General features: G+C 60.5%; 22 protein-coding genes, 5 tRNA genes and 1 riboswitch. Of the genes, 20 read left to right on the top strand and 7 right to left on the bottom strand.

Annotated features, from left to right (window positions below; all coding sequences use genetic code 11):
• Nucleotides 1-5 precede the first annotated feature (5 nt).
• Genes astB through astE form a run of 3 tightly spaced genes read left to right on the top strand, consistent with a single transcriptional unit; the run spans nt 6 to nt 2,719 of the window.
• The gene (gene astB, locus I9018_RS23630; protein WP_068579502.1) at nt 6-1,352 is read left to right on the top strand and encodes an N-succinylarginine dihydrolase; all 1,347 of its coding nucleotides are present in this window, start codon (nt 6-8) and stop codon (nt 1,350-1,352) included.
• Nucleotides 1,353-1,408: 56 nt separating this feature from the next.
• Complete coding sequence (locus I9018_RS23625; RefSeq protein ID WP_022640322.1) at nt 1,409-1,696, top strand: hypothetical protein; 288 nt, start codon at nt 1,409-1,411, stop codon at nt 1,694-1,696.
• A gap of 12 nt (nt 1,697-1,708) precedes the next feature.
• A complete protein-coding gene (gene astE, locus I9018_RS23620; protein ID WP_241107633.1) occupies nt 1,709-2,719 on the top strand; it encodes a succinylglutamate desuccinylase in 1,011 nt (336 codons plus the stop codon).
• 52 nt (nt 2,720-2,771) lie between these two features.
• On the opposite strand, the gene I9018_RS23615 is transcribed toward astE, so the two are convergent.
• Entirely contained in the window at nt 2,772-3,281 is a 510-nt protein-coding gene (locus tag I9018_RS23615) for a 6,7-dimethyl-8-ribityllumazine synthase (RefSeq protein ID WP_068579381.1), read from the bottom strand.
• Nucleotides 3,282-3,401: 120 nt separating this feature from the next.
• Nucleotides 3,402-3,572: riboswitch (FMN riboswitch) on the bottom strand.
• Between the two features lie 213 nt (nt 3,573-3,785).
• Between I9018_RS23615 and ltaE the strand changes: the two genes are divergently transcribed.
• From ltaE to mgtE, 9 genes are all read left to right on the top strand, one after another.
• Complete coding sequence (ltaE, locus tag I9018_RS23610; protein ID WP_241107632.1) at nt 3,786-4,790, top strand: low-specificity L-threonine aldolase; 1,005 nt, start codon at nt 3,786-3,788, stop codon at nt 4,788-4,790.
• A 146-nt stretch (nt 4,791-4,936) separates the two neighbouring features.
• Nucleotides 4,937-7,561 carry an alanine--tRNA ligase gene (alaS, locus tag I9018_RS23605; RefSeq protein WP_241107631.1) on the top strand — a complete coding sequence of 875 codons (2,625 nt, stop codon included), beginning with the start codon at nt 4,937-4,939 and terminating at the stop codon, nt 7,559-7,561.
• Nucleotides 7,562-7,657: 96 nt separating this feature from the next.
• Nucleotides 7,658-8,899, top strand: coding sequence for an aspartate kinase (locus I9018_RS23600; RefSeq protein ID WP_124347011.1), 1,242 nt, complete (start codon nt 7,658-7,660; stop codon nt 8,897-8,899).
• A gap of 187 nt (nt 8,900-9,086) precedes the next feature.
• On the top strand, nt 9,087-9,275 hold the full coding sequence (gene csrA / locus I9018_RS23595) for a carbon storage regulator CsrA (RefSeq protein WP_002554426.1): 189 nt from the start codon (nt 9,087-9,089) through the stop codon (nt 9,273-9,275).
• Nucleotides 9,276-9,337: 62 nt separating this feature from the next.
• Nucleotides 9,338-9,428 (top strand) — tRNA-Ser (locus tag I9018_RS23590).
• Between the two features lie 107 nt (nt 9,429-9,535).
• Nucleotides 9,536-9,612, top strand: a tRNA-Arg gene (locus I9018_RS23585).
• Nucleotides 9,613-9,684: 72 nt separating this feature from the next.
• Nucleotides 9,685-9,761, top strand: a tRNA-Arg gene (locus I9018_RS23580).
• A gap of 71 nt (nt 9,762-9,832) precedes the next feature.
• Nucleotides 9,833-9,909, top strand: a tRNA-Arg gene (locus I9018_RS23575).
• 415 nt (nt 9,910-10,324) lie between these two features.
• Nucleotides 10,325-11,767: a magnesium transporter gene (mgtE, locus tag I9018_RS23570; RefSeq protein ID WP_241107630.1), complete on the top strand. Its 1,443-nt coding sequence runs from the start codon at nt 10,325-10,327 to the stop codon at nt 11,765-11,767.
• Nucleotides 11,768-11,874: 107 nt separating this feature from the next.
• Here the strand turns inward: mgtE and I9018_RS23565 are convergent, their stop codons facing one another.
• Nucleotides 11,875-12,201: an Arc family DNA-binding protein gene (locus I9018_RS23565; RefSeq protein ID WP_003204761.1), complete on the bottom strand. Its 327-nt coding sequence runs from the start codon at nt 12,199-12,201 to the stop codon at nt 11,875-11,877.
• Between the two features lie 111 nt (nt 12,202-12,312).
• Between I9018_RS23565 and I9018_RS23560 the strand changes: the two genes are divergently transcribed.
• Nucleotides 12,313-12,471, top strand: coding sequence for a hypothetical protein (locus I9018_RS23560; protein WP_164823720.1), 159 nt, complete (start codon nt 12,313-12,315; stop codon nt 12,469-12,471).
• Nucleotides 12,472-12,579: 108 nt separating this feature from the next.
• Nucleotides 12,580-13,161, top strand: a complete 582-nt coding sequence (gene phnN, locus I9018_RS23555; RefSeq protein WP_068584661.1) for a phosphonate metabolism protein/1,5-bisphosphokinase (PRPP-forming) PhnN — start codon at nt 12,580-12,582, stop codon at nt 13,159-13,161.
• Here the strand turns inward: phnN and I9018_RS23550 are convergent.
• Nucleotides 13,136-13,315, bottom strand: coding sequence for a PA3371 family protein (locus tag I9018_RS23550; protein ID WP_124347014.1), 180 nt, complete (start codon nt 13,313-13,315; stop codon nt 13,136-13,138). The two genes, phnN and I9018_RS23550, sit on opposite strands and share 26 nt — an antisense overlap.
• A 549-nt stretch (nt 13,316-13,864) precedes the next feature.
• Here I9018_RS23550 and I9018_RS23545 point away from each other — a divergent pair.
• Together I9018_RS23545 and I9018_RS23540 are read left to right on the top strand one after the other, a co-directional pair.
• Nucleotides 13,865-13,941: transfer RNA gene (locus I9018_RS23545), tRNA-Arg, on the top strand.
• Nucleotides 13,942-13,998: 57 nt separating this feature from the next.
• A complete protein-coding gene (locus I9018_RS23540) occupies nt 13,999-14,205 on the top strand; it encodes a hypothetical protein (protein ID WP_141698135.1) in 207 nt (68 codons plus the stop codon).
• Between the two features lie 132 nt (nt 14,206-14,337).
• Here the strand turns inward: I9018_RS23540 and I9018_RS23535 are convergent, their stop codons facing one another.
• Genes I9018_RS23535 through I9018_RS23525 form a run of 3 tightly spaced genes read right to left on the bottom strand, consistent with a single transcriptional unit; the run spans nt 14,338 to nt 18,568 of the window.
• Nucleotides 14,338-15,000 (bottom strand): DUF1266 domain-containing protein, encoded by a 663-nt coding sequence (locus I9018_RS23535; RefSeq protein ID WP_124347015.1) that lies wholly within the window; start codon nt 14,998-15,000, stop codon nt 14,338-14,340.
• Complete coding sequence (locus I9018_RS23530; RefSeq protein ID WP_241107629.1) at nt 14,994-16,247, bottom strand: hypothetical protein; 1,254 nt, start codon at nt 16,245-16,247, stop codon at nt 14,994-14,996. Before I9018_RS23530 ends, I9018_RS23535 begins: the two co-directional genes overlap by 7 nt.
• Nucleotides 16,238-18,568 carry a hypothetical protein gene (locus I9018_RS23525; protein WP_124347017.1) on the bottom strand — a complete coding sequence of 777 codons (2,331 nt, stop codon included), beginning with the start codon at nt 18,566-18,568 and terminating at the stop codon, nt 16,238-16,240. Before I9018_RS23525 ends, I9018_RS23530 begins: the two co-directional genes overlap by 10 nt.
• Nucleotides 18,569-19,091: 523 nt before the next feature.
• Between I9018_RS23525 and I9018_RS23520 the strand changes: the two genes are divergently transcribed.
• Entirely contained in the window at nt 19,092-20,696 is a 1,605-nt protein-coding gene (locus tag I9018_RS23520) for a tetratricopeptide repeat-containing response regulator (protein ID WP_068584643.1), read from the top strand.
• Entirely contained in the window at nt 20,693-21,382 is a 690-nt protein-coding gene (locus I9018_RS23515; protein WP_068584635.1) for a HAMP domain-containing sensor histidine kinase, read from the top strand. The genes I9018_RS23520 and I9018_RS23515 overlap by 4 nt, the downstream gene beginning before the upstream one ends.
• Here the strand turns inward: I9018_RS23515 and I9018_RS23510 are convergent.
• Nucleotides 21,370-22,314, bottom strand: coding sequence for a LysR family transcriptional regulator (locus I9018_RS23510; RefSeq protein WP_068584632.1), 945 nt, complete (start codon nt 22,312-22,314; stop codon nt 21,370-21,372). The genes I9018_RS23515 and I9018_RS23510 overlap by 13 nt on opposite strands.
• Before the next feature lie 319 nt (nt 22,315-22,633).
• On the opposite strand from I9018_RS23510, the gene I9018_RS23505 reads away from it, so the two are divergent.
• Together I9018_RS23505 and I9018_RS23500 are read left to right on the top strand one after the other, a co-directional pair.
• Nucleotides 22,634-23,875 (top strand): glutamine synthetase family protein, encoded by a 1,242-nt coding sequence (locus I9018_RS23505; protein ID WP_241107628.1) that lies wholly within the window; start codon nt 22,634-22,636, stop codon nt 23,873-23,875.
• A 70-nt stretch (nt 23,876-23,945) separates the two neighbouring features.
• A complete protein-coding gene (locus tag I9018_RS23500; protein ID WP_241107627.1) occupies nt 23,946-25,310 on the top strand; it encodes an MFS transporter in 1,365 nt (454 codons plus the stop codon).
• Nucleotides 25,311-25,323: the final 13 nt, after the last annotated feature.

Raw genomic sequence — 25,323 nt, 5'->3', positions numbered from 1 at the left:
CGCTGATGAAATCCTATGAAGTCAATTTTGACGGTCTAGTGGGGCCGACCCATAACTACGGCGGTTTGTCCTACGGCAACGTCGCCTCCCAGAGCAATAGCCAGCAGGGCTCCAATCCTAAGGAAGCGGCGTTGCAGGGCCTGGCGAAGATGAAGGCGCTGATGGACATGGGCTTCCAGCAGGGTGTGCTCGCCCCGCAGGAGCGTCCGGATGTGGCTGCGCTGCGTAGCCTGGGCTTTGCCGGAACGGATGCGCAGGTCATTCAGCAGGCGGCCAAGCAGGCCATGCCGTTGCTGGTCGCCAGTTGCTCGGCTTCGAGCATGTGGGTGGCCAACGCCGCCACCGTGAGCCCGAGTGCCGACACCGCCGATGGCCGTGTGCATTTCACCGCCGCCAACCTCAACTGCAAGTACCACCGCAGCATCGAGCACCCGACCACCAGCCGGGTACTGGGGGCGATGTTCGCCGACCAGAAGCACTTCGCCCACCACGCGGCCTTGCCGGCAGTGGCGCAGTTCGGTGATGAGGGCGCGGCCAACCACACGCGCTTCTGCCGTGACTATGGCCAGGCTGGCGTCGAGTTCTTCGTCTTCGGTCGCAGTGCTTTCGATACGCGCTACCCGGCTCCGCAGAAGTATCCGGCGCGCCAGACCCTGGAGGCGTCCCAGGCCGTGGCCAGGTTGCATGGGCTGGGCGAGGAGGGCGTGGTCTATGCCCAGCAGAACCCGGCAGTGATCGACCAGGGCGTGTTCCATAACGATGTGATCGCCGTGGGTAACGGCGAGGTGCTGTTCTACCACGAGGATGCCTTCCTCCACACCGACACGATGCTTGCCGAGCTGCAGGCCAAGCTGGGCAAGCGCGGCGCCAACTTCCAGGCGATCTGTGTGCCTCGCTCCCAGGTGTCGGTAGAGGACGCGGTACGCTCCTATCTGTTCAACAGCCAGCTGTTGTCTCGTGCCGATGGCAGCATGTTGCTGATCGTGCCTGAAGAGTGCCGCAGCAACGAGCGGGTCTGGCAATACCTGCAAAACCTCACCAGCTCAGGCGGTGTGATCCGCGAGGTGAAGGTCTTCGATCTCAAGCAGAGCATGCAGAACGGCGGTGGCCCGGCGTGCCTGCGCCTGCGCGTGGCGCTCAACGAAACCGAGCTGGCGGCGGTCAACCCTGGCGTGATCATGACCGCGCCGCTGTACGAGACCCTGACCCAATGGGTTGGCAAGCATTACCGCGACCGTCTGGCCGAAAGCGACTTGGCGGACCCGCAACTGCTGGTCGAGTGCCGGACGGCATTGGATGAGTTGACGCAAATCCTTAAACTGGGCGCGGTTTATCCTTTCCAGATCAATTGACAGCCCGCACCCGGACGATCCGGGTGCGGTGCTTCACCCCAGACGAGAACCGACCCATGAGCGATACCCTGCAACTGATCCTTGAAGATGCCGAAGGCGCCCAGCAGGAAACTTCCTGCACCCGTTTTGCGGTGTTGTGGCAAGGCAAGGAAGTGTGGATCCAGCAGGACGGCCGTGGCCAGTTGCTGATCGGCGTGGACGTGGAGGAGGGCGACGAGGAGTACGCCAGCCTGCTGCTGCGTCCACTGGCGACCAACCTGGTCAGCCTGCAGTTGGAAATGGAGCCGGCCGACGCTGGCGACGACGATCACGTACACGGCCCTGGCTGCGGCCACGCTCACTAAGGAACGCGCTCTATGCTCGCCCTCGGCAAACTGCTTGAACTGACCCTCGCCGGCCGTGAACCGGCAGAGAAGACTCAACTGACTGTCGACGGCGTGCGCATGCGCTGGCTGAGCGAGGGGGCGCTGGAAGTGCGCCCCCCCGAGGCGCGCGACAACGGGCTGGACCTGTTGTTGTCCGCCGGCATCCACGGCAACGAGACCGCTCCCATCGAGTTGCTCGACCGCCTGTTGCATGACATCGCCCGGGGCGACCTGAAGCCCCGCGCCCGTATCCTGTTCCTGTTCGGCAACCCCGAGGCCATGCGCCGCGGCGAGCGTTTCGTCGAGCAGGATGTCAATCGACTGTTCAACGGCCGGCATGAGTTGAGCAGTGGTAATGAGGCCTTGCGCGCCTGTGAGCTGGAGCACCTGGCGGCGAGCTTCTTCAGCGTGCCGGGGCGCGAGTGCCTGCACTACGACCTGCATACGGCCATTCGCGGTTCGAAGATCGAGCAGTTCGCCCTGTACCCGTGGAAGGACGGACGCCAGCATTCGCGTCGCGAACTGGCGCGCCTGCGGGCCTGCGGCATGGAGGCGGTGCTGTTGCAGAACAAGCCGTCGATCGTTTTCAGCGCCTACACCTACGATCAACTGGGCGCCGAGTCCTTCACCCTGGAGCTGGGCAAGGCCCGGCCGTTCGGGCAGAACCAGGGGGTCAATGTCGAGCGCCTGGAAACCCGGCTCAAGCAACTGATCGAGGGCAGCGAGCCGCCCGCAGAGCAGGACAGCCTCGAAGGATTGAAGTTGTTCAGTGTCTCTCGGGAAGTGATCAAGCACAGCGACAGCTTCCAACTGCACTTGCCAGCGGACGTGGAGAACTTTTCCGAATTGGAGATGGGTTACCTGCTGGCCGAGGACATTGCCCAGACCCGCTGGGTCATCGAGGAGAAGGGCGCGCGGATCATTTTCCCCAATCCCAAGGTCAAGAATGGCTTGCGTGCCGGGATCCTGATCGTGCCGGCCACGGCCGATGGCCTGAGCTGATACTGCAAGCCAACAAGGCAGCCCGCCGTGGCGGGCTGCCTTGTTGCAGTCCTTACACTGCGACTGCGCGTTGTTCGTTACGGCGCAGGGCGCGAGTCTTGTTCAGGGTGTCGGCGCAGGTGATGGCCGCCTCCCGACCCTTGACCACGAAGTGTTCGAAGAAGAACTTCTGGTGTTCTTCGCCCGCATGGAAATGATGCGGGGTCAGCACCACCGAGAACACCGGCACTTCGGTTTCCAATTGCACCTGCATCAGTCCGTTGATCACCGCCTGGCCGACGAAGTCGTGGCGGTAGAGGCCGCCGTCCACCACCAGGCCGGCCGCGACGATCCCGGTATAGCGACCGGACTTGGCCAGCAGCTTGGCTTGCAGCGGGATCTCGAAGGCGCCACCGACCTCGAAGAAGTCGATATCGCTTTCCTGGTAGCCCTGGGCAAGCATTTCGGTGAGGAAGCCCTGGCGGCTCTGATCGACGATTTCCTTGTGCCAGCAAGCCTGGACAAAGGCGACGCGCTCGTTGGGATGGTGTTTGCTTTTGCTATCGATAGCAGAGAGTTGCATCTGTTCTGACTCCTGTTTGTATGAAAAACAGGGCATGCATGAATCGAATGGGATTCAAGGGTGCGCGCAGGGCCCGCGTGGATTACCCACGACGGTTCGGCAGCGGCCCTTCGGTGCTAATCCCGTTCTCTCTTCATCCGGACTATGACCGTCGGCCCCGGGATCACACCGGGTCTGCTGACCTTGTCATCACCTGCAGGCAAGCTGCCGATGGTGCCAAGCGCTCGCGGGCTATGCACATTGCGTGCAATTACCGCCGGTGGGGAATTACACCCCGCCCTGAGAACGTGTGCCCGTGGCTTTGGCCCGGGCGGTGGATTTTTAACACAGTCTGCCCAGGAAAACATCGTCCCTTTGGGTTCTTGTCAGATTTTCCCTGCTCAGGATCAGTTTTTTCTAAAGTTGTTGCTTGATTATTCGGGGGTGAGACGGCAGTAATTCACGTCCGAAAGGGAATTCCCTGTCTTAACCGGGCCCGAGGGGCCAGCAGCGAGGCCAGATGTGATGAGCGTGATCGATCTTCGTAGTGACACCGTGACCCAGCCGACTCCCGGCATGCTCGATGCCATGGCCAGCGCCCGCACCGGGGACGACGTGTACGGCGAGGATCCGACGGTCAACCAGCTGGAAGCCGAGCTGGCCAGGCGCCTGGGGTTCGCTGCGGCGCTGTTCGTGCCTTCCGGCACCATGAGTAATTTGTTGGCGCTGATGGCTCATTGCGAGCGTGGCGACGAATACATCGTCGGGCAGCAAGCCCACACCTACAAATACGAGGGCGGTGGCGCGGCGGTGCTGGGCTCGATCCAGCCGCAACCACTGGAGGTCCAGGCCGATGGTTCGCTGGACCTGGGCCAGGTGGCAGCGGCGATCAAGCCCGATGACTTCCATTTCGCCCGTACTCGCCTGCTGGCGCTGGAAAACACCATGCAGGGCAAGGTCCTGCCGTTGGGTTATCTGGCCCAGGCGCGCGCATTCAGTCGCGAGCACGGCTTGGCCCTGCACTTGGATGGCGCGCGCTTGTATAACGCAGCCGTGAAGCTGGGGGTGGAGGCCCGCGCCATTACCGAGCACTTCGATTCGGTATCGGTATGCCTGTCAAAAGGGTTGGGGGCGCCGGTCGGGTCGGGGCTTTGCGGTTCCAGCGAGCTGATTGGCAAGGCCCGGCGCCTGCGCAAGATGGTCGGTGGCGGCATGCGTCAGGCTGGAGGGCTGGCGGCCGCGGGCTTGTATGCCCTGGATCATCAGGTGCAGCGTTTAGCGGACGACCACGCCAACGCGCAGTTGTTGGCCGAAGCCTTGCGCGCGGCGGGTTACAGCGTTGAGCCGGTGCAGACCAATATGGTCTATGTGCAGTTGGGTGAGCGGGCCGAGGCCCTCAAGGCCTTTGCGGGTGAGCGGGGTGTGCGTCTGAGCGCCGCACCAAGGATGCGCCTGGTGACTCATCTGGACGTCGAGCGTGGGCAAATCGACCAAGTGGTGAGCACTTTTGCCGAGTTTTCTCGCAAGTGACAGTGTTCTCCGTCCAATTGACTGTTTGTATCGTACAAACACACTGTACCAAGTGATTAACGCCGATATAATGCGGCCCTTTGCCGTCGTTTCGTCTGTTGACGTTGCGCACAGGCCTTTGGCCGCAGTCTCCGTGGAAGAACCTAATGAAAAGCGCAGAAATCCGTGAAGCCTTCCTCCGCTTCTTCGAAGAGCAGGGCCACACCCGTGTAGCCTCCAGCTCCTTGATCCCAGGCAACGACCCAACCTTGCTGTTCACCAACGCGGGGATGAACCAGTTCAAGGACTGCTTCCTGGGCCAGGAAAAGCGTGCCTATACCCGCGCTGTCAGCAGCCAGAAGTGCGTCCGCGCCGGTGGCAAGCACAACGACCTGGAAAACGTCGGTTATACCGCACGTCACCACACCTTCTTCGAAATGCTGGGCAACTTCAGCTTCGGCGACTATTTCAAGCGTGACGCCATCACCTTCGCCTGGACCTTCCTGACTTCCGAGAAGTGGCTGAACCTGCCGAAGGAAAAACTCTGGGTCACCGTCTACGCCACCGACGACGAGGCCTACGACATCTGGACCCAGGAAGTCGGGGTTCCGGCCGAGCGTATGGTGCGCATTGGCGACAACAAAGGCGCGCCTTACGCCTCCGACAACTTCTGGACCATGGGCGACACCGGTCCTTGCGGCCCTTGCACCGAGATCTTCTACGATCACGGCGCCGATATCTGGGGCGGCCCACCCGGCTCGCCGGAAGAAGACGGCGACCGCTACATCGAGATCTGGAACAACGTCTTCATGCAGTTCAACCGCACCGCCGACGGCGTGCTGCACCCGCTGCCAGCGCCGTCGGTGGATACCGGCATGGGCCTGGAGCGCGTCAGTGCCGTACTGCAGCACGTGCATTCGAACTACGAGATCGACCTGTTCCAGAACCTGCTGGCCGCAGCGGCCAAGGCGATCGGTTGCAGCAACGACGGCCAGGCCTCGCTGAAAGTCGTGGCCGACCACATCCGCTCCTGCGGTTTCCTGATCGCCGATGGCGTGCTGCCTTCCAACGAAGGTCGCGGCTATGTGCTGCGTCGGATCATTCGCCGTGCGTGCCGCCATGGCAACAAGCTGGGCGCCAAGGGCAGCTTCTTCTACCAGATCGTTGCTGCGCTGGTGGCCGAGATGGGCGAGGCCTTCCCCGAGCTCAAGAGCCAGCAGGCGCATATCGAGCGTGTGCTCAAGGCCGAAGAAGAGCAGTTCGCCAAGACCCTGGAGCAGGGCCTGAAGATCCTCGAGCAGGATCTGGCCGAGCTCAAGGGCAGCGTGGTTCCGGGTGACGTGGTGTTCAAGCTCTATGACACCTACGGTTTCCCCATGGACCTGACGGGTGACATCGCCCGTGAGCGTAACCTGACCCTGGACGAGGAAGGTTTCGAGCGCGAGATGGAAGCCCAGCGTGTACGCGCTCGCTCCGCCAGTTCCTTCGGCATGGACTACAACAGCTTGGTCAAGGTCGATGTGGCCACCGAGTTCACCGGTTATCACGCCACCAGCGGCTCGGCCAAGGTGGTTGCTCTCTATAAGGAAGGGCAATCGGTCGAGGTGCTGGGCGAAGGCGAGGAGGGCGTGGTGATCCTCGACCAGACCCCGTTCTACGCTGAGTCCGGTGGCCAGATCGGTGACTGCGGGTTCCTGGCAGCCGGTGGCGCGCGTTTCGATGTACGCGACACCACCAAGACCGGTGGTGCTTTCCTGCATCACGGCGTACTGGTCAAGGGCAGCCTGAGCGTTGGCGCCTCGGTTGAAACCCAGGTCGACGCCGACGTGCGTCATGCCACTTCGCTGAACCACTCGGCTACCCACTTACTGCACGCGGCCTTGCGCCAGGTGTTGGGCGAGCATGTGCAGCAGAAGGGCTCGCTGGTGGACAGCCAGCGCCTGCGTTTCGACTTCAGCCACTTCGAAGCGATCAAGCCGGAGCAGATCAAGGCGTTGGAAGACATCGTCAACGCCCAGATCCGCAAGAACACCGCGGTGGAAACCGAAGAGACCGATATCGACACCGCCAAGAAGAAGGGCGCCATGGCGCTGTTCGGCGAGAAGTATGGCGATAGCGTGCGCGTGCTGAGCATGGGCGGCGACTTCTCGGTCGAGTTGTGCGGTGGTATCCACGCCAACCGTACCGGCGACATCGGTCTGTTGAAGATCACCAGCGAAGGTGGCGTGGCTGCCGGTGTTCGGCGTATCGAGGCGGTCACCGGTGCTGCGGCCCTGGCCTACCTCAATGCGGGCGAAGAGCAACTCAAGGAAGCGGCGGTCCTGGTCAAGGGCAGCCGTGACAACCTGATCGACAAGCTGGCGGCGGTGCTTGAGCGCAACCGCCTGCTGGAGAAACAGCTGGAGCAACTGCAAGCCAAGGCGGCAGCGGCTGCCGGTGATGACCTGTCTTCCCAGGCGGCCGACATCAAAGGCGTAAAAGTACTGGCGGCCCGGCTCGACGGCCAGGATGGCAAGGCGCTGCTGGCGTTGGTGGATCAGTTGAAAAACAAACTCGGTCGCGCAGTGATCCTGCTCGGCAGTGTCCATGAGGAAAAGGTCGTGCTGGTTGCTGGCGTAACCAAGGACCTGACTGGCCAACTCAAAGCCGGTGATTTGATGAAGCAGGCTGCTGCGGCAGTGGGCGGCAAGGGCGGTGGTCGTCCAGACATGGCACAGGGTGGTGGTGTGGATGCTGCTGCGCTGGATGCCGCGCTGGCCCTGACCGTGGCCTTTGTCGAGCAAGGCATTTAAGGCGCCGACCGGACCCGTCGTCTAGTGGCGGGTCCTTGCGCTGTGCAGTTTTATTGTTTAACGGGCGCCCCTTGACGGGCTGAGGCGGCTTAGAAAATGGCTTTGATCGTACAGAAATTTGGAGGCACTTCGGTCGGCTCTATCGAGCGGATCGAGCAGGTTGCCGACAAGGTGAAGAAGTTCCGCGAAGCTGGCGACGACCTGGTGATTGTGCTGTCGGCGATGAGTGGCGAAACCAACCGCCTGATCGATCTGGCCAAGCAGATCAGTGGTGAATCCCAGCCGGTTCCCCGTGAGCTGGATGTGATCGTGTCCACGGGTGAGCAGGTGACCATCGCGTTGTTGGCCATGGCCTTGATCAAGCGTGGTATCCCGGCGGTGTCCTACACCGGCAACCAGGTCCGCATCCTGACTGATAGCGCTCACAATAAAGCGCGAATCCTACAGATCGATGATCAGAAGATTCGTGGCGACCTGAAGGCTGGTCGTGTGGTTGTCGTTGCCGGGTTCCAGGGTGTTGACGAGCACGGCAACATTACAACCCTGGGCCGTGGTGGCTCCGATACCACGGGTGTGGCGCTAGCCGCGGCCTTGAAGGCTGACGAGTGCCAGATCTACACCGATGTGGATGGCGTCTACACCACTGACCCGCGGGTGGTTGCCCGGGCCCAGCGCCTGGACAAGATCACCTTCGAGGAAATGCTGGAGATGGCCAGCCTCGGTTCTAAGGTGCTGCAGATCCGTGCGGTCGAGTTTGCCGGTAAGTACAACGTTCCGCTGCGCGTGTTGCACAGCTTCCAAGAGGGTCCGGGCACCCTCATTACTATTGATGAAGAGGAATCCATGGAACAGCCGATCATTTCCGGCATCGCTTTTAATCGCGATGAAGCCAAGCTGACTATCCGTGGCGTGCCAGACAACCCTGGCGTGGCCTTCAAGATCCTTGGCCCCATCAGTGCAGGGAACATCGAAGTCGACATGATCGTGCAGAACGTTTCGCACGATAACACCACCGATTTCACCTTCACTGTGCATCGCAACGACTATCTGGCCGCACAGAATGTGCTGGAGAACACCGCGCGTGAAATCGGCGCACGGGAAGTGGTCGGCGATACCGACATCGCCAAGGTCTCGATCGTGGGTGTCGGCATGCGCTCCCATGCGGGCGTGGCCAGCCGGATGTTCGAGGCGCTGGCCAAGGAGAGCATCAATATCCAGATGATCTCCACCTCCGAAATCAAGGTTTCGGTCGTGATCGAAGAGAAATACCTGGAGCTGGCGGTACGTGCCCTGCACACCGCGTTCGAGCTCGACGCGCCAGCCCGACAGGGCGAGTGATGCGTGTTTGAAAGGGGCGCGGTCTGACCGCGCCCTTTGTGTTTTTGATCGGCGTGGAAGAAAGCTGTTCTTTCGTCCACGCTAGTCAATACTTAGGCGTGTAGGACTACTGCCGACCAGGTTGTAGGCCGACACCCTTTTTTTTGCAGACTGTAGTCCCTGAAATGTAATGCGTGAGGAGAAAGGTATGCTGATTCTGACTCGTCGGTGCGCAGAAAGCTTGATCATTGGTGATGGCGAAATCACCGTGACGGTGCTCGGCGTCAAAGGTAATCAAGTGCGTATTGGTGTCAACGCCCCCAAAGAAGTGGCGGTTCACCGCGAGGAAATCTACCTGCGGATAAAGAAAGAGAAGGACGAAGAACCAAGCCATTAATTTTTCTCGTTTTTTTTGTTTGCAAACGGGGAGAAAGGTGGTTAATATACGCCCCGTGTTGCGGAGAGCTGGCCGAGTGGCCGAAGGCGCTCCCCTGCTAAGGGAGTACACCTCAAAAGGGTGTCGGGGGTTCGAATCCCCCGTTCTCCGCCATTATTTGCTTAGCACGTCGTAATCTGGCTTCTTCTGTAAGTTATTGAATTTACTAGAAAAAGTGCTTAACAAAATGATTTGACGGGCTATAATGCGCGGCAACATATGCACTCGTAGCTCAGCTGGATAGAGTACTCGGCTACGAACCGAGCGGTCACAGGTTCGAATCCTGTCGAGTGCACCATTTAAGAGTTAGTTATAGCAATATGAATAACTCGGTTTCAGCCAGTTGTGGTCTGGTCTAAAAGCACAAAATGCACTCGTAGCTCAGCTGGATAGAGTACTCGGCTACGAACCGAGCGGTCACAGGTTCGAATCCTGTCGAGTGCACCATTTAAGAGTTAGTTGTAGCGATATGAATAACTCGGTTTCAACCAGTTGTGGTCTGGTCTAAAAGCACAAATGCACTCGTAGCTCAGCTGGATAGAGTACTCGGCTACGAACCGAGCGGTCACAGGTTCGAATCCTGTCGAGTGCACCATATATCAAAAAGCCCGTATCGAAAGATACGGGCTTTTTGTTTTTAGCGATTTTTATCTTCTCTCTTTCTTCTTCGTTCGTCTGGAACGGCTGGTCCCGTGTGCAGTCGAATTCCCTGTGCGCCAATGCGCCACAGGCTTTTTTCTCTCGGTGTGTGTTTTCTTTTTTCGCCGAAGCGTCGCAGTTTCGTAGATTCGGGCTTTGCTCAGGTTTATGTCGCAAGCGCTTGTTCTTGCCGTGATTTTTTAGCGTCTAAAACCGCCAGGCGGTGTATGATTGCGCCCGTCAGCCCCGCCGGGGCTTGTGGAATATCTCCATGGACTTACCCAGTAGTTACTCAGTATCTCGTTTTCACAATCATGAACTGACTGATTGATCCTTCCGGCGTGCTCCTCTGCTGGGAGTGGAGTTCGCCTATGACCGAAGTAGAAGTAAAGAAAACGCAGGAAAGCCTGCAGGACCGCCTGGCTCAGGTCGTTGAGCTACTGCAGCGCCAGCGAGTGGTCGAAGACCTGACGCATCGTCAGGAAGGCCACCATCATGACCGGGTGGAAAACCTGGTCCATCGGCAGAATCTGGTCGAGTTGCAGCGCAAGCTCGATGACCTGCACTCCGCCGACGTCGCCTATATCCTCGAAGCCTTGCCCCTGGAAGAGCGTCTGACCGTCTGGCAGTTGGTCAAGGCCGAGCGTGACGGCGACATCCTTCTCGAAGTATCCGACTCCGTACGTGAAACCCTGATCGCCGACATGGACGATCATGAGCTCCTGGCTGCGGCCAAGGAGATGGACGCCGACGAACTTGCTGACCTGGCTCCCGAGCTGCCGCGAGACGTTGTCCATGAGCTGATGGAGGCCCTTGACGGGCAGCAGCGTGAGCGCGTTCGTTCTGCGTTGTCCTATGACGAAGAGCAAGTCGGCGCATTGATGGACTTCGAGATGGTGACCATTCGCGAGGATGTCAGTCTTGAAGTGGTCCTGCGTTACCTGCGGCGCCTGAAGGAGCTGCCCGGCCATACTGACAAGTTGTTCGTCGTGGACTACGACGGTGTGCTCAAGGGGGTGCTGCCGATCAAGCGACTGTTGGTCAATGACCCTGAAAAGCAGGTCGCGGAAGTCATGGCCAGCGATCCGGTGAGTTTTCATCCCGATGAAGATGCCTATGACGCTGCCCAGGCATTCGAGCGTTATGACCTTATTTCGGCACCGGTGGTCGATAAGAACGACAAGCTGATAGGGCGTTTGACCATCGATGAAATGGTCGACCTGATCCGCGAGGAGAGCGAGAGCGAAGTTCTCAGCATGGCCGGTCTGCGTGAAGAGGAAGACATCTTCGCGTCGGTGTGGAAGTCCTTGCGCAACCGTTGGGCCTGGTTGGCGATCAACCTGATTACGGCATTCCTGGCATCTAGGGTGATTGGCCTGTTCGAGGGCTCCATCGAGAGGCTGGTGGCGCTGGCGGCGCTGATGCCCATTGTTGCCGGGATAGGCGGCAACTCGGGTAACCAGACCATCACCATGATTGTGCGGGCGATGGCCTTGGATCAGGTGAGCACTGGGAATACCTCGCGGCTGATGCGCAAGGAGCTGGCGGTAGCCTTGATCAACGGCCTCATCTGGGGTGGGGTGATCGGTGCCGTGGCCTACATGCTCTATGGAAGCTGGTCGCTAGGGGTGGTCATGACGGCCGCCATGACCTTGAACCTGTTGCTGGCGGCCCTCATGGGGGTATTGATCCCTATGACCCTGGCGCGCCTGGGGCGGGATCCAGCGATGGGCGCCAGTGTGATGATCACCGCTATGACCGACAGCGGTGGCTTTTTCATTTTCCTTGGCCTGGCGACCATCTTCCTGCTCTAAACCCATTTGCATGCCGGTTTTCTATCGAAGCGCCTTGATGGCGCTTCGTTGTTTTTGCGGGCAAAAAAAAGCCAGCTATTAGGCTGGCTTGAGTGTTCTGGGTGAAATCAGGTGGCGTCTGCGGCCATTTCGGCGTCATGGGCGATCAGCGAGACCAAGGCGTTTTGCTGGCGATGTGAGAGTTGGCGGAAACGTTGAAGCAGTTCGCGTTCATGCAAGGACAGTTCGGGGCTGTCCAGGCGCATGCTTAGCTCTTCACCCAAGGCGCCTTCCTGAATAAGACTCTGTTCCAGGCGCGCGATGATTTCGGAGTTCATGCTGCGATGATGGTTGCGAGCCACCTCGGCAATGCGTTCACGCATCCCGTCGGGCAGACGTACGACGAACTTGTCAGCCGTACGGCTGGAATAAATTGCCTGTTTCAATGGGCGCATATATTTAACCGGTTAGTTCAGGGGAGCGGTTCTCGGAATTGGCCGCGGGCTGTTTTTTAGGACAAGCCTGATTGCCAAATGTTCAACCTGAATTGTTAAGAGGCCCGCATCATGCCTCAAGCTCGCCAGATCATTGGCGCCAATTCTGTGACAAATATTGAACTGGATAAAGGCGTTATGCCAGCACCAATTATCAGAAATGCGGACTGGTTTGAAAAGATCGCTGATCCGCGTTGTTGGCCGCATTCTCTCTTCCTGCGAGAGCGCTGATGCACTAGCGAAGGTGCACGCGATGCGGGTGAGCATCATAATCCCTACCTGTTAGAGGATAGTGGCAAATGGCCGATTTACTAGTGGCACTGCTCGGGGATGCGTTCCATGCCAGGTAGACTCATTTATTTGATGGGACCTTCGGGAGCTGGCAAAGATACTTTGATCGATGCGGCCAAGCCGTCATTGAGGGAGTTGGGGTGCGAGGTCGCAAGACGGGTCATTACGCGTTCAGCCGAGTCGGTGGGAGAGGACGCTCACGAAGTCTCGGTCGAGGAATTCGAGCGGCAGGCGGCACGCGGAGATTTCGCCTTGTCATGGCGAGCCAATGGCTTGGGTTATGGGATTCCAGCCCAGATCGATCAATGGCTGGCTCAAGGACGCCATGTCTTGGTCAACGGTTCACGAGGGTACCTGTCCCAGGCCCGGCAACGCTATCCAGACCTGATTGCGATCGTTCTGACGGTGAACACCGAGGTATTGCGCCAGCGCTTGCTGCGCAGGGCCAGGGAAGACCTGTCGGAGATCGAGAATCGCCTGCGGCGCAATGAGCAATTCGCCGATTCAGCCTGGTTGGAGGAGCAGCAGGTAGTACGCCTGGATAACTCCGCGCAATTGCAGGACACCCTGCAGTATCTACTGGAGATACTGCGCCAGCATGGGATCAGCGCAGTACCGGATCGAACTTGATCTTGCGTCCGGCAAGCAATGCAACCAGCGACAAGCAGAAGAACAAGCCGCAGGCGGCCAAGGAAATGTGGCTGAGCGTTTCCTCGGGCAATGCCATGGCGGCGATGCCACTGAGGAGTGTCAGGATAAGCAGGCTTTTCGCTGCGGTGGACATAAATGGCTTCCGATATCGTGGTCTTAGAACGCCCAGTGTTGTGTAGGCCCTGGAGCCTGCTGCAGAGGCTGTCCTGTAGCAATCCGGGTCACATCCCCAGGTTCTACCTGAGTTTTCAGGATGGCCAATCGTGGGGCTAGGCGTTGGCCGTAATGGGTGGAGGAGAGGGGGCTGGAGACTGCATCGTCGGGTTGAAAGTGAAAGGCCACCAATATGGCGATGGCTGTCGCATTCAGGAGAAACAGGACGCTGTTCATGGGCACCATCTCTAGGCTGCTTGTTCCGGGGAATTAAGCAGGCCGCGTGCCAGAAGTCTACAGGTCGTCAAACCCCATAAAAACAACAAGTTATATGTGGATTACGGCAGCGATGAATTGCACTTTGCAATAATGGCTTTTTGCAGTGATGCAATTTGCACGATGATGGGCCGCCGATTGCTCTTGCGTCCTGGTGTTTCCTGTAAAAAGCCCTACACACGACATGACAAATACGGCGTTGGTCGTTAACATGCACGCCGTCCTTTGTGCCGTATCAGGCACTTACCTCCGGGTCTCAGTAGCTCAATTGGATAGAGCATCCCCCTCCTAAGGGGAAGGTTGGCAGTTCGAACCTGCCCTGGGACACCATCTCCCTCTCCGTATCCATAACAGTGCATTGCCTTATCCGGGCAACGGGTACCCTGATTGCAGATCAAGGCCCGTGCAGAGCTGTTTGCGTTGTTCTCAAGTCATTCGCCACAAGATGAACAAACGTCCAAGCATGTAGGTGAAAACCATCATCGTCAGAACCCAGAATCGTTCGGCCGGCAGGCTGGAGCTGGTTTGGATCAGGACGGTAATCAGTGGGGCTATGTGGGACACGGTGCAACCTCCATTTTTCTGTGGGCATGAAAAGGCCCCAGGACATCGTCTGTACCTGGGGCTTTCATCGTGAGAGCTTGGGATTTATCTATGGTGCAACTTAAATCCTCGGCTTGTGTGTCTCACGTGTGAGACTGCCCATAGTGAGGGTTTTCCCGATCCTCACTCGGTTGCCGGGCTGAATGCCGGCAAGCCCTGCCACGCCACTGCTGCCCAGGCCCCACCGTCGGCCGCGAGCAAGTGCTTGAGGCTTTCCTCGTTGAAGGTGCTCCCCAGGGCGTCTGCCCTGAAGGCGGCCACCCATTGCCGGCGCCCCTGCATGAAGGCCTGTCCGAAGTCTTCCCAGCTGTCGAAGCAGTCCTGGGCCCGCTGGGCGTTGAGCAACATGATGCGCCAGCCGCTGTCGGCCTCCAGCCAGCCCATCAGCGTTGCGCAACGGGCGAAGAATGCGCTGCGCACGCAGGCGAAGGCAACGGCGGCTCGTGGATCGTCGCTGGGGTTCAGGCCATGCAGGTCGATACGAAACCACTGGCGTTCCAAGGTGGAGTTCAGGTGGTTGCGAACTTCATCGTCGCTGGCATTGCTGCGAAAGCCGATCTGGTGGAGCAACGGAGCCCTGAGGGTGTCCTTGGCCTGGTCGGCGAAATAGGTGGTCTCGGGATCGAAGAAACCGGTCATGCCGGTGGCATCCACCATGGGTTGCGCCAGTGTCAGGGCCCAGCGCTTGCGTGGGGTGAAGACCACCAGGGAGGTGGGGCTGGAGCGGCGGCGCAGGTAACCCCAGACCAGCCAGGCGCCGAATAGGAGGCCGATGACTGTCAGCATGATTTCCCCCGCTGCCTGCCGGCTTGCCAGGTGCAAATGGACTCGGCCTGGGCTGGAGACATGTCTTTCCATGGCACGCCTTCGGTGCGATACAACGGGTCCTCCAGGCGGGGCTGCGGCCAAGGGCTTTTCTTGTAGACATGCCGGATGGCGTAGCGCACAGCCGGGGCCTCGGGTTCGTTTTCCAGCAACAGGTCGCACTGGCGAGCCGCCACCAGCCACTGGACCATGGGCGAGGGCGAGTCCAGTCGCGAGAACAGCTGTGGGTAGCGCGATACCAGGCGTGTCTGGGCTTCGGGCTCACTGACTTCTTCGATGTGCAGCCAGCCGGTTTCGGTGCGCACGATTCCGATGGCGATGCAGTCGTCCGGCGTCTGTTGGTCGGTACCTAGGGTATTGAGGAACGCCAGCAGGTCATGGAAGTAGCGCTCGACAGGTGGACGGTTCTGCTTGCCCTTGACCTGCTCCACGGTCAGTGCGCCGCTGCCCTGGACAATCAGGCTGACCGTGATATGGGGCTGGCCCTGGGCATCGCGCAGGCTGAAGACCCGCATGCCCTGTTGCTCCACGGCCTCGGCGTAGCGCTCGCCATAGCCACCGGTCAAGGCCCGGCGGTTGGCGAACTGCCCCAGGCAGTGGCGCATCACATAGCTTTCAAACGCCATCTCGGCCCGTAGCAGTGGGCTGTCGCTGCGCATTTCCACCCAGGTGTGCTCGGCGCAGGTCACCGTGACCTGCAAGGCATCGGCCGAACTCTGGCGCCAGCCCTGGTCGACCCGGGCTGCCATTTGCGCATGTTCCTTCTCCCACAGCGCCAGGGCCTGGGGGCAGTTGATGCGGTCGAGCTTGCCCTCCAGGGCCGTGCCCTTGCGCGACACCAGGAACTCCACCAGCCGGGCCTCTTGTGCCAGCAGCTGGGGTTGTGCCGGGTCGATCCATACCAGGGGCGCCACGCTGGTGGAGGCATCCGCTTCCTGGGCCTTGGCGGCACTGAAGTGTCCGGCTACCCAGGCCGGTAGCCCAGCGCTCCCCAGGGCCTGGGCAGCGTCATCCAGGTTGTGGATGCTCCGTGCCGGCTCAAAGTTGCCAGCCAGGTGCCGGTAGAAGTGGTTGAGCAGCCAGCCTTGCACGGCGGCGTCGTCTTCCCGGGCCTGGCTGCGTTGCTTGATGCCACGCTTGAGTTCATCGGCATTGAGCAGGTTGCGCGCTGCGTAGCTGGAGTTGCGCTTGTCGGTGGCTACTTCCATAGCTGCCACCAGCTCTTCTTGGTGGCAGGGGCGGCAGGCGCCTGCAGCTCGGCCACGATCGACTCGATCCGGGCGCGGCATTGCACGTCGTAGTCTTTGCTCGGATCGCAAAGGGCCAGGGTCCGGGCGCAATACTCGAGGGCTTCTTCAGTGCGCCCACGAGCCTTGAAGTAGTCCACCGAACAGGACATCACCGACACCTCGTTCATTTCCAGTACGCAGGGCTCATAGCGCTGCCACAGGCTGTCGGCGTTGTCAGGGTGGGTGGGGGCCAGGTAGCGCGCCAGCTTGATCCGGTCGAACAGCGCCGAGGAGTCCAACTGTTGATCGCTGATCTCCTGGGCTTGCTGCCAGTTGAGCAGGCGTTCCAGCCAGATGAGGATTTCACTGTCGCGGTCCAGCGAGTACAGGGCGTAGGCCACCGAGACGATGTAGCTCTCTGGATTGTGACGGCTGTAGCCGTAGTCCATCGAGAAATGCCACAGCTGCTCCGCGGCTTCGGCGATGCCCGGGTAGTCGTCCATGGCGATACGGGCGCTGAGCACTCCGTTGAAGTGCTCGGCGAAGGAGCTGGCGGCAATGCCTCGCTGGTGCAGTTCGATGGCATCTGCGTAGCGCTGTTGTTCGTTGTAGCAACGGTAGTTGATCGCCAGGTTGTTGCAGAGCATCGAGTACAGGTGGGCACAGCCATCGAACGGGTGGCCACTGCCGGTGGCGAAGTAGCGCTCCATGTGGGCCTGGCCTTGTTCATAAGCGTCTTTCTGGGCATCGCGCAGCAGTGAGTAGGCTTCGTCGCGAGCCTCGCCAGGCAGTTTGTCGGCCTCCGGCTCCGCCAGTTCCTCCATGGTCAGCGCGTAGTTGTAGGCGTAATTGCCGCTGGCCAGCTCCGGCCGGTGTTGCTTGAGCGCTTCGATGACACCCAGCTTGCGCACCAACGCCACGAACAGGGCATAGGCACTGCGATTATCGTGCAGGCGACCGGCCTGGGTTGCCTGTTGCAGCAGCTCGACCTCAGTGGCCGCGTCGATCAGATTACGGTCGGCGTCGTGTACGGCGGCCAGGCGCTTGATCCAGGGCTGTTCGGGGTTGCGCCGCAGCGCCTCGGCCCGGGCTTCGTCGAACAACCGATCGAGCTGCTCCAGGTCATCGACTGCGGCATACAGGGCGGCCAGCAGCGGTGTGGTCGCCGGCTCCTCCTGGGCGATTGGCGGCAGTGCGTCGAGGAATATCTGCAACAGCTCGCTGGTGACACAGGCGCGCATGATGCAAATCGGCCACCAGGCGTTGTGGTCTTCCGGGTCCTTGAGGCGCTCGAGCACCAGGCGCGCCACCGGCGGCCACATCTCCGACTGGCGGTCGTAGATATCCAGGAACGCACGATGGCCAGCTTCCTCCAGGCGTCCGGCTTCCTGCAGCCAGGGCAGCTCATACTCGATGAAGCTGTTGCCACCGCCGCTATCCAGGCTCATCGCTGCGACATGACAGATCTTCAGGGCACCGTTCAGGTCGCCCTGGGCGTGCAGGGAACGGGCCGCCAGGCGTGCGATGCGCACGTCCCACTCGCGGCGCCGGGGTTGCGACAGACCGGCCGTGAGCTGGGCGATCGGTTGCTCGAACAGGGCCAGGCGCAGCGGGATGATTTCGATCAGCGAGTTGCCCAGCCACAGCCAGTCACCTTCGTCGATATCCTGATCGGGGCTGGCGTTGCGGATGACGTTGATCGCGTCCAAGGCTGCGGCGCGGGCTTCTTCGTCACGCTCATGGCGCGCCAGTGCCAGGGCGCGGCGTCGATGCCGGTCGGCGTCGTCCCAGGCTCGCAGGGCGGCGCGTTCGGGGTTGATCAGGGCCAGCGCATAGCGCACTTCGACGGTCTTGAGTGCGACTTCGATACTGCCCAGTTCCAGCTGGTCGAAGATCCGGTAGCGCCGGTAGTACTCGACATCGAAGTCCAGGGTCTGCGTGGCCATCTGGTTGAGTTTTTCCAGCACTTGCAGCAGTGCCGGTTCGTCATCCAGGTAGTTGGCGACCTGCAGGCGCAGGATATCCAGGTTGATCTGCAACTCGTCGCGTGCTGCGTCCCCTGAGGCTTGCAGCAGGGCGTCGCCGTCCCGGTCGATGACGGCTCGGGCGGCAACCGAGTCGCCGGCCTGCATCCACAGGGTATGCAGGCGAGCGATGGAGCCCAGGGAGTCGGCGAATAGAGGCTGTGCTTGCAACTGAGCCAGCAGGGTATCGGTTTCCTGTTCTTGCTGTTGCGCTTCGAGGCGGTCCATGAACTGTTCCAGTTCAATACCGGTAATCACACTGCTGTCCTGCGCCATCGTTAACTCCATTGAATAATGCTGTGTGCATCCATCGATGCATCGTCTGGCAGACCGACTCGCCTATGTCGCTGAGGCTCTTCTCGGGTGCCTACCGACTCTTCGGTGCCTGGCCTGCAAGCCCTGGCCGCTGACGATCGGTGTGTCGCGACCGGGTGGGGGAGGCGACAAGAACGATCGGCGCTTCGAGGCGCTGCACGCTATCAGGTGATGTTACAGAAATCCAAGATTTCCCAGGCTGGCCAAGACCATTTCCCCGGTGTTTTTATCGGCGCTGGCCAAATCGCAACATGTACTGGCCAAGGCGCAATAAATGCAATCGATCGCCTATAAGGGAATGCTCGGTCCGGCCGATAACCTGCGATGGACAATTGTGTTCCCAAGCGGCGACCTGCATCACAGGCCAGCCGCAAAGTGCTTGATAGCCTTCAGCCAGCCGCTATTATCTGCGCGCCGAGGGGCTGTGAAGCCGGGTGGGCCCTGGCGTCTTTGGATTGATCTTCTTAATTGCCTGGAATCTTCGATGCTGGCGTACCACCAAAAGAGCTTTTTGATCGTCGATGATTTCTCGGACTACCGCAGCTCGGTGCGTTCGATGTTGCGGGAGCTGGGCGTCAAGGACGTGGATACCGCCGACTCGGGGGAGCAGGCCCTGCGCATGTGCGCGCAGAAACGCTATGACTTCATCTTGCAGGACTACCACCTGGGCGACGGCAAGAAAAACGGCCAGCAGGTGCTCGAAGACCTGATGATGGAAAAGCTCATCAGCCATGAGAGCGTATTCCTCATGGTCACTGCCGAAAGTAGCCAGGCCATGGTGCTCAGCGCCCTGGAGCACGAACCTGATGCCTACCTGACCAAACCCTTCAACCGCTCTGGCCTGGCCCAGCGCTTGGAGCGACTGCAACAACGCAAGGCTTTGCTCAAGCCGATCCTCCAGGCGTTGGACCGGGGCAAGCCGGTGGAAGTGCTTAACGCCTGCGTCACCCTATGCAAGCAAGATCCGCGTTATGCGCCGCTGTGCCTGCGCTACCGGGCCGACGCCTTGCGCGACATGAACCAGAACGAGCCGCTGGAGCGCCTGTACAACAGCATCCTCGCGGATCGGCCACTGCCCTGGGCCTATGTCGGCCTGGGTCGCTTGCTGTTCAAGCGTGGCCAGGTCACCGAGGCCAAGGCGGTGTATGAGAAGGCGCTGAAGACTTTTCCGATGATGCCGGGCCTGTATGACGGCCTGGCCGATGTGCTGGTGGCCGAAGGCGATACCAAGCGCGCGCAGAACGTGCTCGAGGAAGCGGTGCGCTTGTCGCCGCTGGCCCCTCGACGCCAGGCGTTGCTGGGCAAGCTGGCCATGGCCAACGAAGACTTCGACAGCGCCTCCAGGGCGTATCGCCAGGCGGTCAGCCAGGGGGCGCAATCGCGCTTCAAGGACCCGGAAAGCAACCTGGGCCTGGCCCATGCGCTGATCAGCAAGGGCAGTGAGCGCGGCCTGGATACCCGTACCCGGCTGGAGATCAACCAGACGCTGAGCGCTGTGGCCAAGGAAAACCCCACCGATCCTGGCTTGCAGATCCGCGCGCGGCTGATGAAGGCCACCAGCTTGCTGCTCAATGATGCCGAGACCGCCGACAAGCTCACCGAACAGGCCTTGCAGCGGCTCGAAGGCATGGAGCAGTTCATGAGCCCTGAAGCGGCGCTGCTGGTGGCCAAGCAGTTGCAGATGCTGGGGCAGGCCAGTGCTGGTGCTTCGATGCTCAAGAACTGTGCGGAAATCTACGGTGACGATCCGAAAGTCATGCAGAACATTGCCAAGCTGACCGACGACCCGACTATCCTCAGTTCTTCCAATGCGGCGGCCGATATCAACCGCCAGGGCGTGCGCAGTTACAAGGCCGGCAACCTGGCCGAGGCCCGGGAGCTGTTCCGCAAGGCCCTGGCCATGCAACCCAAGAACATCAGTATTGCCCTGAACATGGCGCAGTCGCTGTTGCATGGTGCCGACGCCAACCCGGATGCGGCGCTCCTGGAGGAATGCCAGGCGTGCCTGAAAATGGTCGGCATGATGCCCGATACCGACGCGCGTTATCCGCGCTACCAGAAGCTGCGAAGCAAGGCGTTTGGCGAATGATCGAAAAGCAACAGGCGCTCGACTTTTCCACGGTGATCGCCTCCACCGTACATGACATGAAGAACTCCCTGGCCATGCTGATGCAGGCCCATTCCCAATGGCTGGCGCGTCTGCCAGCCGAGCAGTTGCCTGCCGAACAGGGAGTGATCGACTATGAGTTCGCGCACCTCAACGGCATGCTGGTGCAGCTGTTGGGGCTGTACAAGCTGGGGGTCAATCAACTGCCGTTGCAGCCGGCCTACCATGAATTGGACGACTTCATCGAAGCGCAGCTGGTGAGTCACCAGGAAGTGTTCAAGAGCCGCGGGATCTCTGCCACCTATGAGGTCGATCCGCTGAGCCCCCTGGGTTTCTTCGATCGTGAGCTGATCGCCTCGGTATTGGCCAACTGCATCAACAACTCGATCCGGCATGCTCGCCATGCGCTGTTGATCAGTGTCAGCGACGAAGAAGGCCAGGTGGTGCTGTCGATCAACGACGATGGCGAAGGCTACCCCCAGGCGATGATTGAGCGGCAGGCCGAGTACATGCAGGGCATCAATCAAAGCAGTGGCAGTACCGGCCTGGGGCTGTATTTTGCCGGGCGCATCGCTGAGCTGCACCAGCGCAATGGCGTTTGCGGGCATACCCGGATCAGCAATGGTGGTCCGTTGGGTGGTGGCTTGTTCAAGCTCTACCTGCCCTGACCCTCGCTCAGCCGCTGTTGGCGGTTGCCCAGCTGTTGTCCAGCCAGCTCCAGGCAATCCAGGAAGGTGGCCAGTGCCGTCCGTGGTTCTTGGCCCTGGCGGGTAATGCAATGGAAGCTCGAGCGATACGCCAGGCGCTCAGGTAGCAGGGCGCGCAATTGGCCTTGGGCCACCCAGTTGGCGGCATAGTGGCTGGGCAGGTAGCCCAGGTAGGCCGTGGAGAAGATCAGGGTGGCAATGGCTTCCATGCTGTAGGCATTGATGGCCTGGTTGAAGTGCAGGTCGTGGGGACGCTGGTTTTCCGCCATGTAGCCCCGGCCGACATAGTCCGCGGCGCAAATGTGTTCCAGGCTCAGTTGCGCATCGTGGCAGGCGAATAGCGGATGTCCTTTGGCGCAGTACAGGTTCTGTTCCTCATCGAACAGCGGCTGGTAGTTCAGGCCCGACAGTTGATGGTGGAACGCTCCGATGGCCAGGTGCAGGCGCTCATCGAGTACCGCTTGTTCCAGTTCGTCGGGACGCATCAGGTGCAGGTTCGGGCGCACCTGTGGCAGGCGTTGGCGCAGGTGTTTTAGGGCCAGGGGAAGCGGAGCGCAGGGCAGGCTGATCAGGCTGTCGACGCTGCCTATCTGCAAGTGTTCGCGTGCGTTGGGCGCAAGTCGGTTGGCGTGTTGGCGAAAGCGCTCGATATCGGCGAACAGCAATTGTGTCGCCTCGAACAATTCCTGGCCCTGGTCGGTCAGTTGGAAGCCGCTGCTGCCTCGCCGGCACACGGAATAGCCCAGGCGCTCCTCGAGATCACGAACCACGACGCTCAGTCGCGACAGGCTGGTGTTGAGCCTGGCCTGGGCAGCCGTAAAGCCCCCGGCTTCGACGATGGCGCAGAATACCCGCAGCATCCGCAGGTCGATGTCGGCAAGATTCCCCAGCATGTGGGCCTCCAGCGGCCTGGCTCACAATCACCGGCCGAGCCTACTCCATTGTTTGAATGAGCGGACGTTCGTGCCTGGCGCGGGTCGTGAATGCGCAGGTATTGGCGGGGACAGGCATGCCCGGGATTTTGTTCTGCCCTGCTTGAAATCCCGAACGGGTGATGCGTATTTTGTACGGGTCGCCGTTCGCGGCTCGTATAACAACAAGGATTGAGTCATGACAACCGATGGCCACAGTTCACTCGCCGAGCGATTGACGGGCATTGATGAAATCGAATGTGTTACTGCGGATTTGAATGGCGTACCGCGGGGGAAGGTAATGACCGCCGAGGGATTCCTCGAAGGGCGGCGCTTGCAGATGGCTCGTGGGGTGCTGCTGCAATGCATCATGGGCGGATATCCGCCCGCGCGTTTCTATGGCAGCGACGACGGCGACCTGGCGCTTACCGCCGACCCGCAGCAGATTCATCGCCTGCCCTGGAGCGAGACTCCACGGGCGCTGGCCATCTGCGATGCAGACGAGCTCAGTGGCGAATCCTCGCGGCTATCGACCCGGGGCCAGCTCAAGCAGGTGATTGCCCGCTATGCAGCGCTGGGCCTGGCGCCGGTAGTGGCCACCGAACTGGAGTTCTTCGTGTTCGCCCCCAACGAAGATCCGGGGCGGCCCTTCCAGCCGCCAGTCGGCAAGGACGGCCGTCGAGAAGATGGCTGCTCCGCGTTCAGTGTCAGCTCCAACAATGGGCTGCGACCGTTCTTCAACGAAGTCTACGAGTGCATGGCCGCCTTGGGCCTGCCTCGCGATACCTTCATGCACGAGATGGGCGTCAGCCAGTTCGAGATCAATCTGTTGCATGGTGATCCGTTGCTGTTGGCGGACCAGACGTTCCTGTTCAAGCATCTGCTCAAGGAGGTTGCGCTCAAGCATGGCTTGATCGTGGTCTGCATGGCCAAGCCGTTGGCCCACACGCCCGGCAGTTCCATGCACATTCATCAGAGCCTGGTGGAGATTGGTAGCGGCCGTAACGTTTTCAGTGACGATTGCGGGCAACCGACGGCTATGTTCCATCATTTTATTGGCGGCCTGCAGGCTGGCCTGGCGGATTTCACTGCGTTGTTTGCGCCCAATGTGAACTCCTACCAGCGCCTGTGCCATCCCTACGCATCGCCGAACAATGCCTGCTGGTCCCACGACAATCGCGCCGCAGGGCTGCGTATTCCCGCCAGTTCACCTGTGGCGCGGCGAGTGGAAAATCGCTTGCCGGGGGCGGATGCCAACCCGTACCTGGCCATTGCTGCCAGCCTGGCAGCCGGTTTGCATGGTATCGAGAACGAGCTGGCGCCAACGGCTGCCATCCAGGGCGAATTCGAGGTGCCGGACAGCCTGTCGCTGCCTTGTACCCTGCATGCGGCACTGGAGCGCCTCAAGCGCAGCCAGTTGGCCAGGGAACTGTTCGGCAATGAGTTCATCGAAGGCTACATCGCTTCGAAAACCATGGAGTTGACCAGTTTCTTTGATGAAATCACCCCCTGGGAACGGCGTGTACTAGCGGCCCAGGCATAACCGAACCGTCGCTGGCCGGACCCTCTTCCGAGGGTCCGGAACTTCATTCAAGGAGCCGCCCGGAACGCCGATGCGCCAGATCTGGAAATCCTTTCGCGCGCTGTATTTCGCCTCGCTGATGATGTTGATTGGCTCGGGCTTGCTCAGTACCTACCTGGCCTTGCGCCTGGCGGCGGATCATGTCGACGGCCTGTGGGTCGGTGCCTTGATGGCGGCCAACTATTTTGGCCTGGTTCTGGGGGGCAAGCTGGGGCACCGGCTGATCGCCAGGGTCGGGCATATCCGGGCCTATGCCACCTGTGCCGGGATCGTCGGTGCGGCGGTGCTTGGGCATGGGTTGGTGAATTGGTTGCCCGCCTGGCTGGTGCTGCGGATGATCGTGGGCCTGGGGATGATGTGCCAGTACATGGTCATCGAGAGCTGGCTCAACGAGCAGGCCGATGCCAAGCAACGTGGCGTGGTCTTCAGCGGCTACATGATCGCGTCCTACCTGGGACTGGTCCTGGGGCAGCTGATCCTGGTCCTGCATTCGGCCCTGGGGCTGGAGCTGCTGATGCTGGTGGCGCTGTGTTTTGCGCTGTGCCTGGTGCCGGTGGCGATGACTCGGCGGATCCACCCAGCGCCCCTGCGTCCGGCGCCGATGGAGCCGCGTTTCTTCATCAAGCGCGTCCCGCAGTCGTTGAGCACGGTTTTGGGGTCAGGGCTGATCGTTGGTTCGTTCTATGGCCTGGCGCCGCTCTATGCCTCGCAGCAGGGCCTGAGTACCGAACAGGTGGGCCTGTTCATGGGGAGCTGCATCTTTGCCGGGCTGCTCGTGCAATGGCCCCTGGGGTGGTTGTCGGACCGCTTTGACCGGGCGCTGCTGATTCGCTGCTTCGCCTTGTTCCTGGCGGTGATGGCCTTGCCGCTGGCCCTCTTGCCTACAGTGCCTTTGGAGGTGTTGTTCATCCTGGGGTTTCTCTGCTCCCTGATGCAGTTCTGTCTTTATCCGCTGGCTGTGGCGTTTTCCAACGACCATGTCGAGGGTGATCGGCGGGTGTCGCTGACGGCGATGCTGCTAGTGACCTATGGCGTGGGGGCAAGCATTGGGCCTTTGGCGGCAGGGGTGTTGATGAAGTTGTTCGGCAGCCAGATGCTCTATGCCTTCTTCTGTTTCTTTGCGCTGGTGCTGGTCTGGCGGATACGGCCGAAGGCCGTGACCAACCTGCATCAGGTCGACGACGCTCCGCTGCATCACGTGGCAATGCCGGACAGCATGTCCAGTTCACCGCTGGTCGCGGCCCTCGATCCGCGGGTGGACGAGCAAGTGGTGCAGGACCAGATGCAAGTCGCCCCGGCAGAGGATGCCGTGCCAGGCGAAGACCCTGTGGCCGAGGTGCCGACAGCGCAGGAGGCTGCAGTCCAGGAGCTTGGCGAGACAAAAACCCGGGAATGAAAAAACGGGCAGT

It is taken from the genome of Pseudomonas sp. MPFS, assembly GCF_022537035.1.
Taxonomy (GTDB): domain Bacteria; phylum Pseudomonadota; class Gammaproteobacteria; order Pseudomonadales; family Pseudomonadaceae; genus Aquipseudomonas; species Aquipseudomonas sessilinigenes.
Note: the sequence above shows the minus strand (reverse complement) of the source record. Positions and strands in the feature narration are given on the sequence as shown.

Coding starts and splice junctions, on each gene's coding strand:
- astB (WP_068579502.1), top strand. CDS start 6: ATGAAATCCTATGAAGTCAATTTTGACGGTCTAGTGGGGCCGACCCAT.
- I9018_RS23625 (WP_022640322.1), top strand. CDS start 1,409: ATGAGCGATACCCTGCAACTGATCCTTGAAGATGCCGAAGGCGCCCAG.
- astE (WP_241107633.1), top strand. CDS start 1,709: ATGCTCGCCCTCGGCAAACTGCTTGAACTGACCCTCGCCGGCCGTGAA.
- I9018_RS23615 (WP_068579381.1), bottom strand. CDS start 3,281: ATGCAACTCTCTGCTATCGATAGCAAAAGCAAACACCATCCCAACGAG.
- ltaE (WP_241107632.1), top strand. CDS start 3,786: ATGAGCGTGATCGATCTTCGTAGTGACACCGTGACCCAGCCGACTCCC.
- alaS (WP_241107631.1), top strand. CDS start 4,937: ATGAAAAGCGCAGAAATCCGTGAAGCCTTCCTCCGCTTCTTCGAAGAG.
- I9018_RS23600 (WP_124347011.1), top strand. CDS start 7,658: ATGGCTTTGATCGTACAGAAATTTGGAGGCACTTCGGTCGGCTCTATC.
- csrA (WP_002554426.1), top strand. CDS start 9,087: ATGCTGATTCTGACTCGTCGGTGCGCAGAAAGCTTGATCATTGGTGAT.
- mgtE (WP_241107630.1), top strand. CDS start 10,325: ATGACCGAAGTAGAAGTAAAGAAAACGCAGGAAAGCCTGCAGGACCGC.
- I9018_RS23565 (WP_003204761.1), bottom strand. CDS start 12,201: ATGCGCCCATTGAAACAGGCAATTTATTCCAGCCGTACGGCTGACAAG.
- I9018_RS23560 (WP_164823720.1), top strand. CDS start 12,313: ATGCCTCAAGCTCGCCAGATCATTGGCGCCAATTCTGTGACAAATATT.
- phnN (WP_068584661.1), top strand. CDS start 12,580: ATGCCAGGTAGACTCATTTATTTGATGGGACCTTCGGGAGCTGGCAAA.
- I9018_RS23550 (WP_124347014.1), bottom strand. CDS start 13,315: ATGTCCACCGCAGCGAAAAGCCTGCTTATCCTGACACTCCTCAGTGGC.
- I9018_RS23535 (WP_124347015.1), bottom strand. CDS start 15,000: ATGCTGACAGTCATCGGCCTCCTATTCGGCGCCTGGCTGGTCTGGGGT.
- I9018_RS23530 (WP_241107629.1), bottom strand. CDS start 16,247: ATGGAAGTAGCCACCGACAAGCGCAACTCCAGCTACGCAGCGCGCAAC.
- I9018_RS23525 (WP_124347017.1), bottom strand. CDS start 18,568: ATGGCGCAGGACAGCAGTGTGATTACCGGTATTGAACTGGAACAGTTC.
- I9018_RS23520 (WP_068584643.1), top strand. CDS start 19,092: ATGCTGGCGTACCACCAAAAGAGCTTTTTGATCGTCGATGATTTCTCG.
- I9018_RS23515 (WP_068584635.1), top strand. CDS start 20,693: ATGATCGAAAAGCAACAGGCGCTCGACTTTTCCACGGTGATCGCCTCC.
- I9018_RS23510 (WP_068584632.1), bottom strand. CDS start 22,314: ATGCTGGGGAATCTTGCCGACATCGACCTGCGGATGCTGCGGGTATTC.
- I9018_RS23505 (WP_241107628.1), top strand. CDS start 22,634: ATGACCGCCGAGGGATTCCTCGAAGGGCGGCGCTTGCAGATGGCTCGT.
- I9018_RS23500 (WP_241107627.1), top strand. CDS start 23,946: ATGCGCCAGATCTGGAAATCCTTTCGCGCGCTGTATTTCGCCTCGCTG.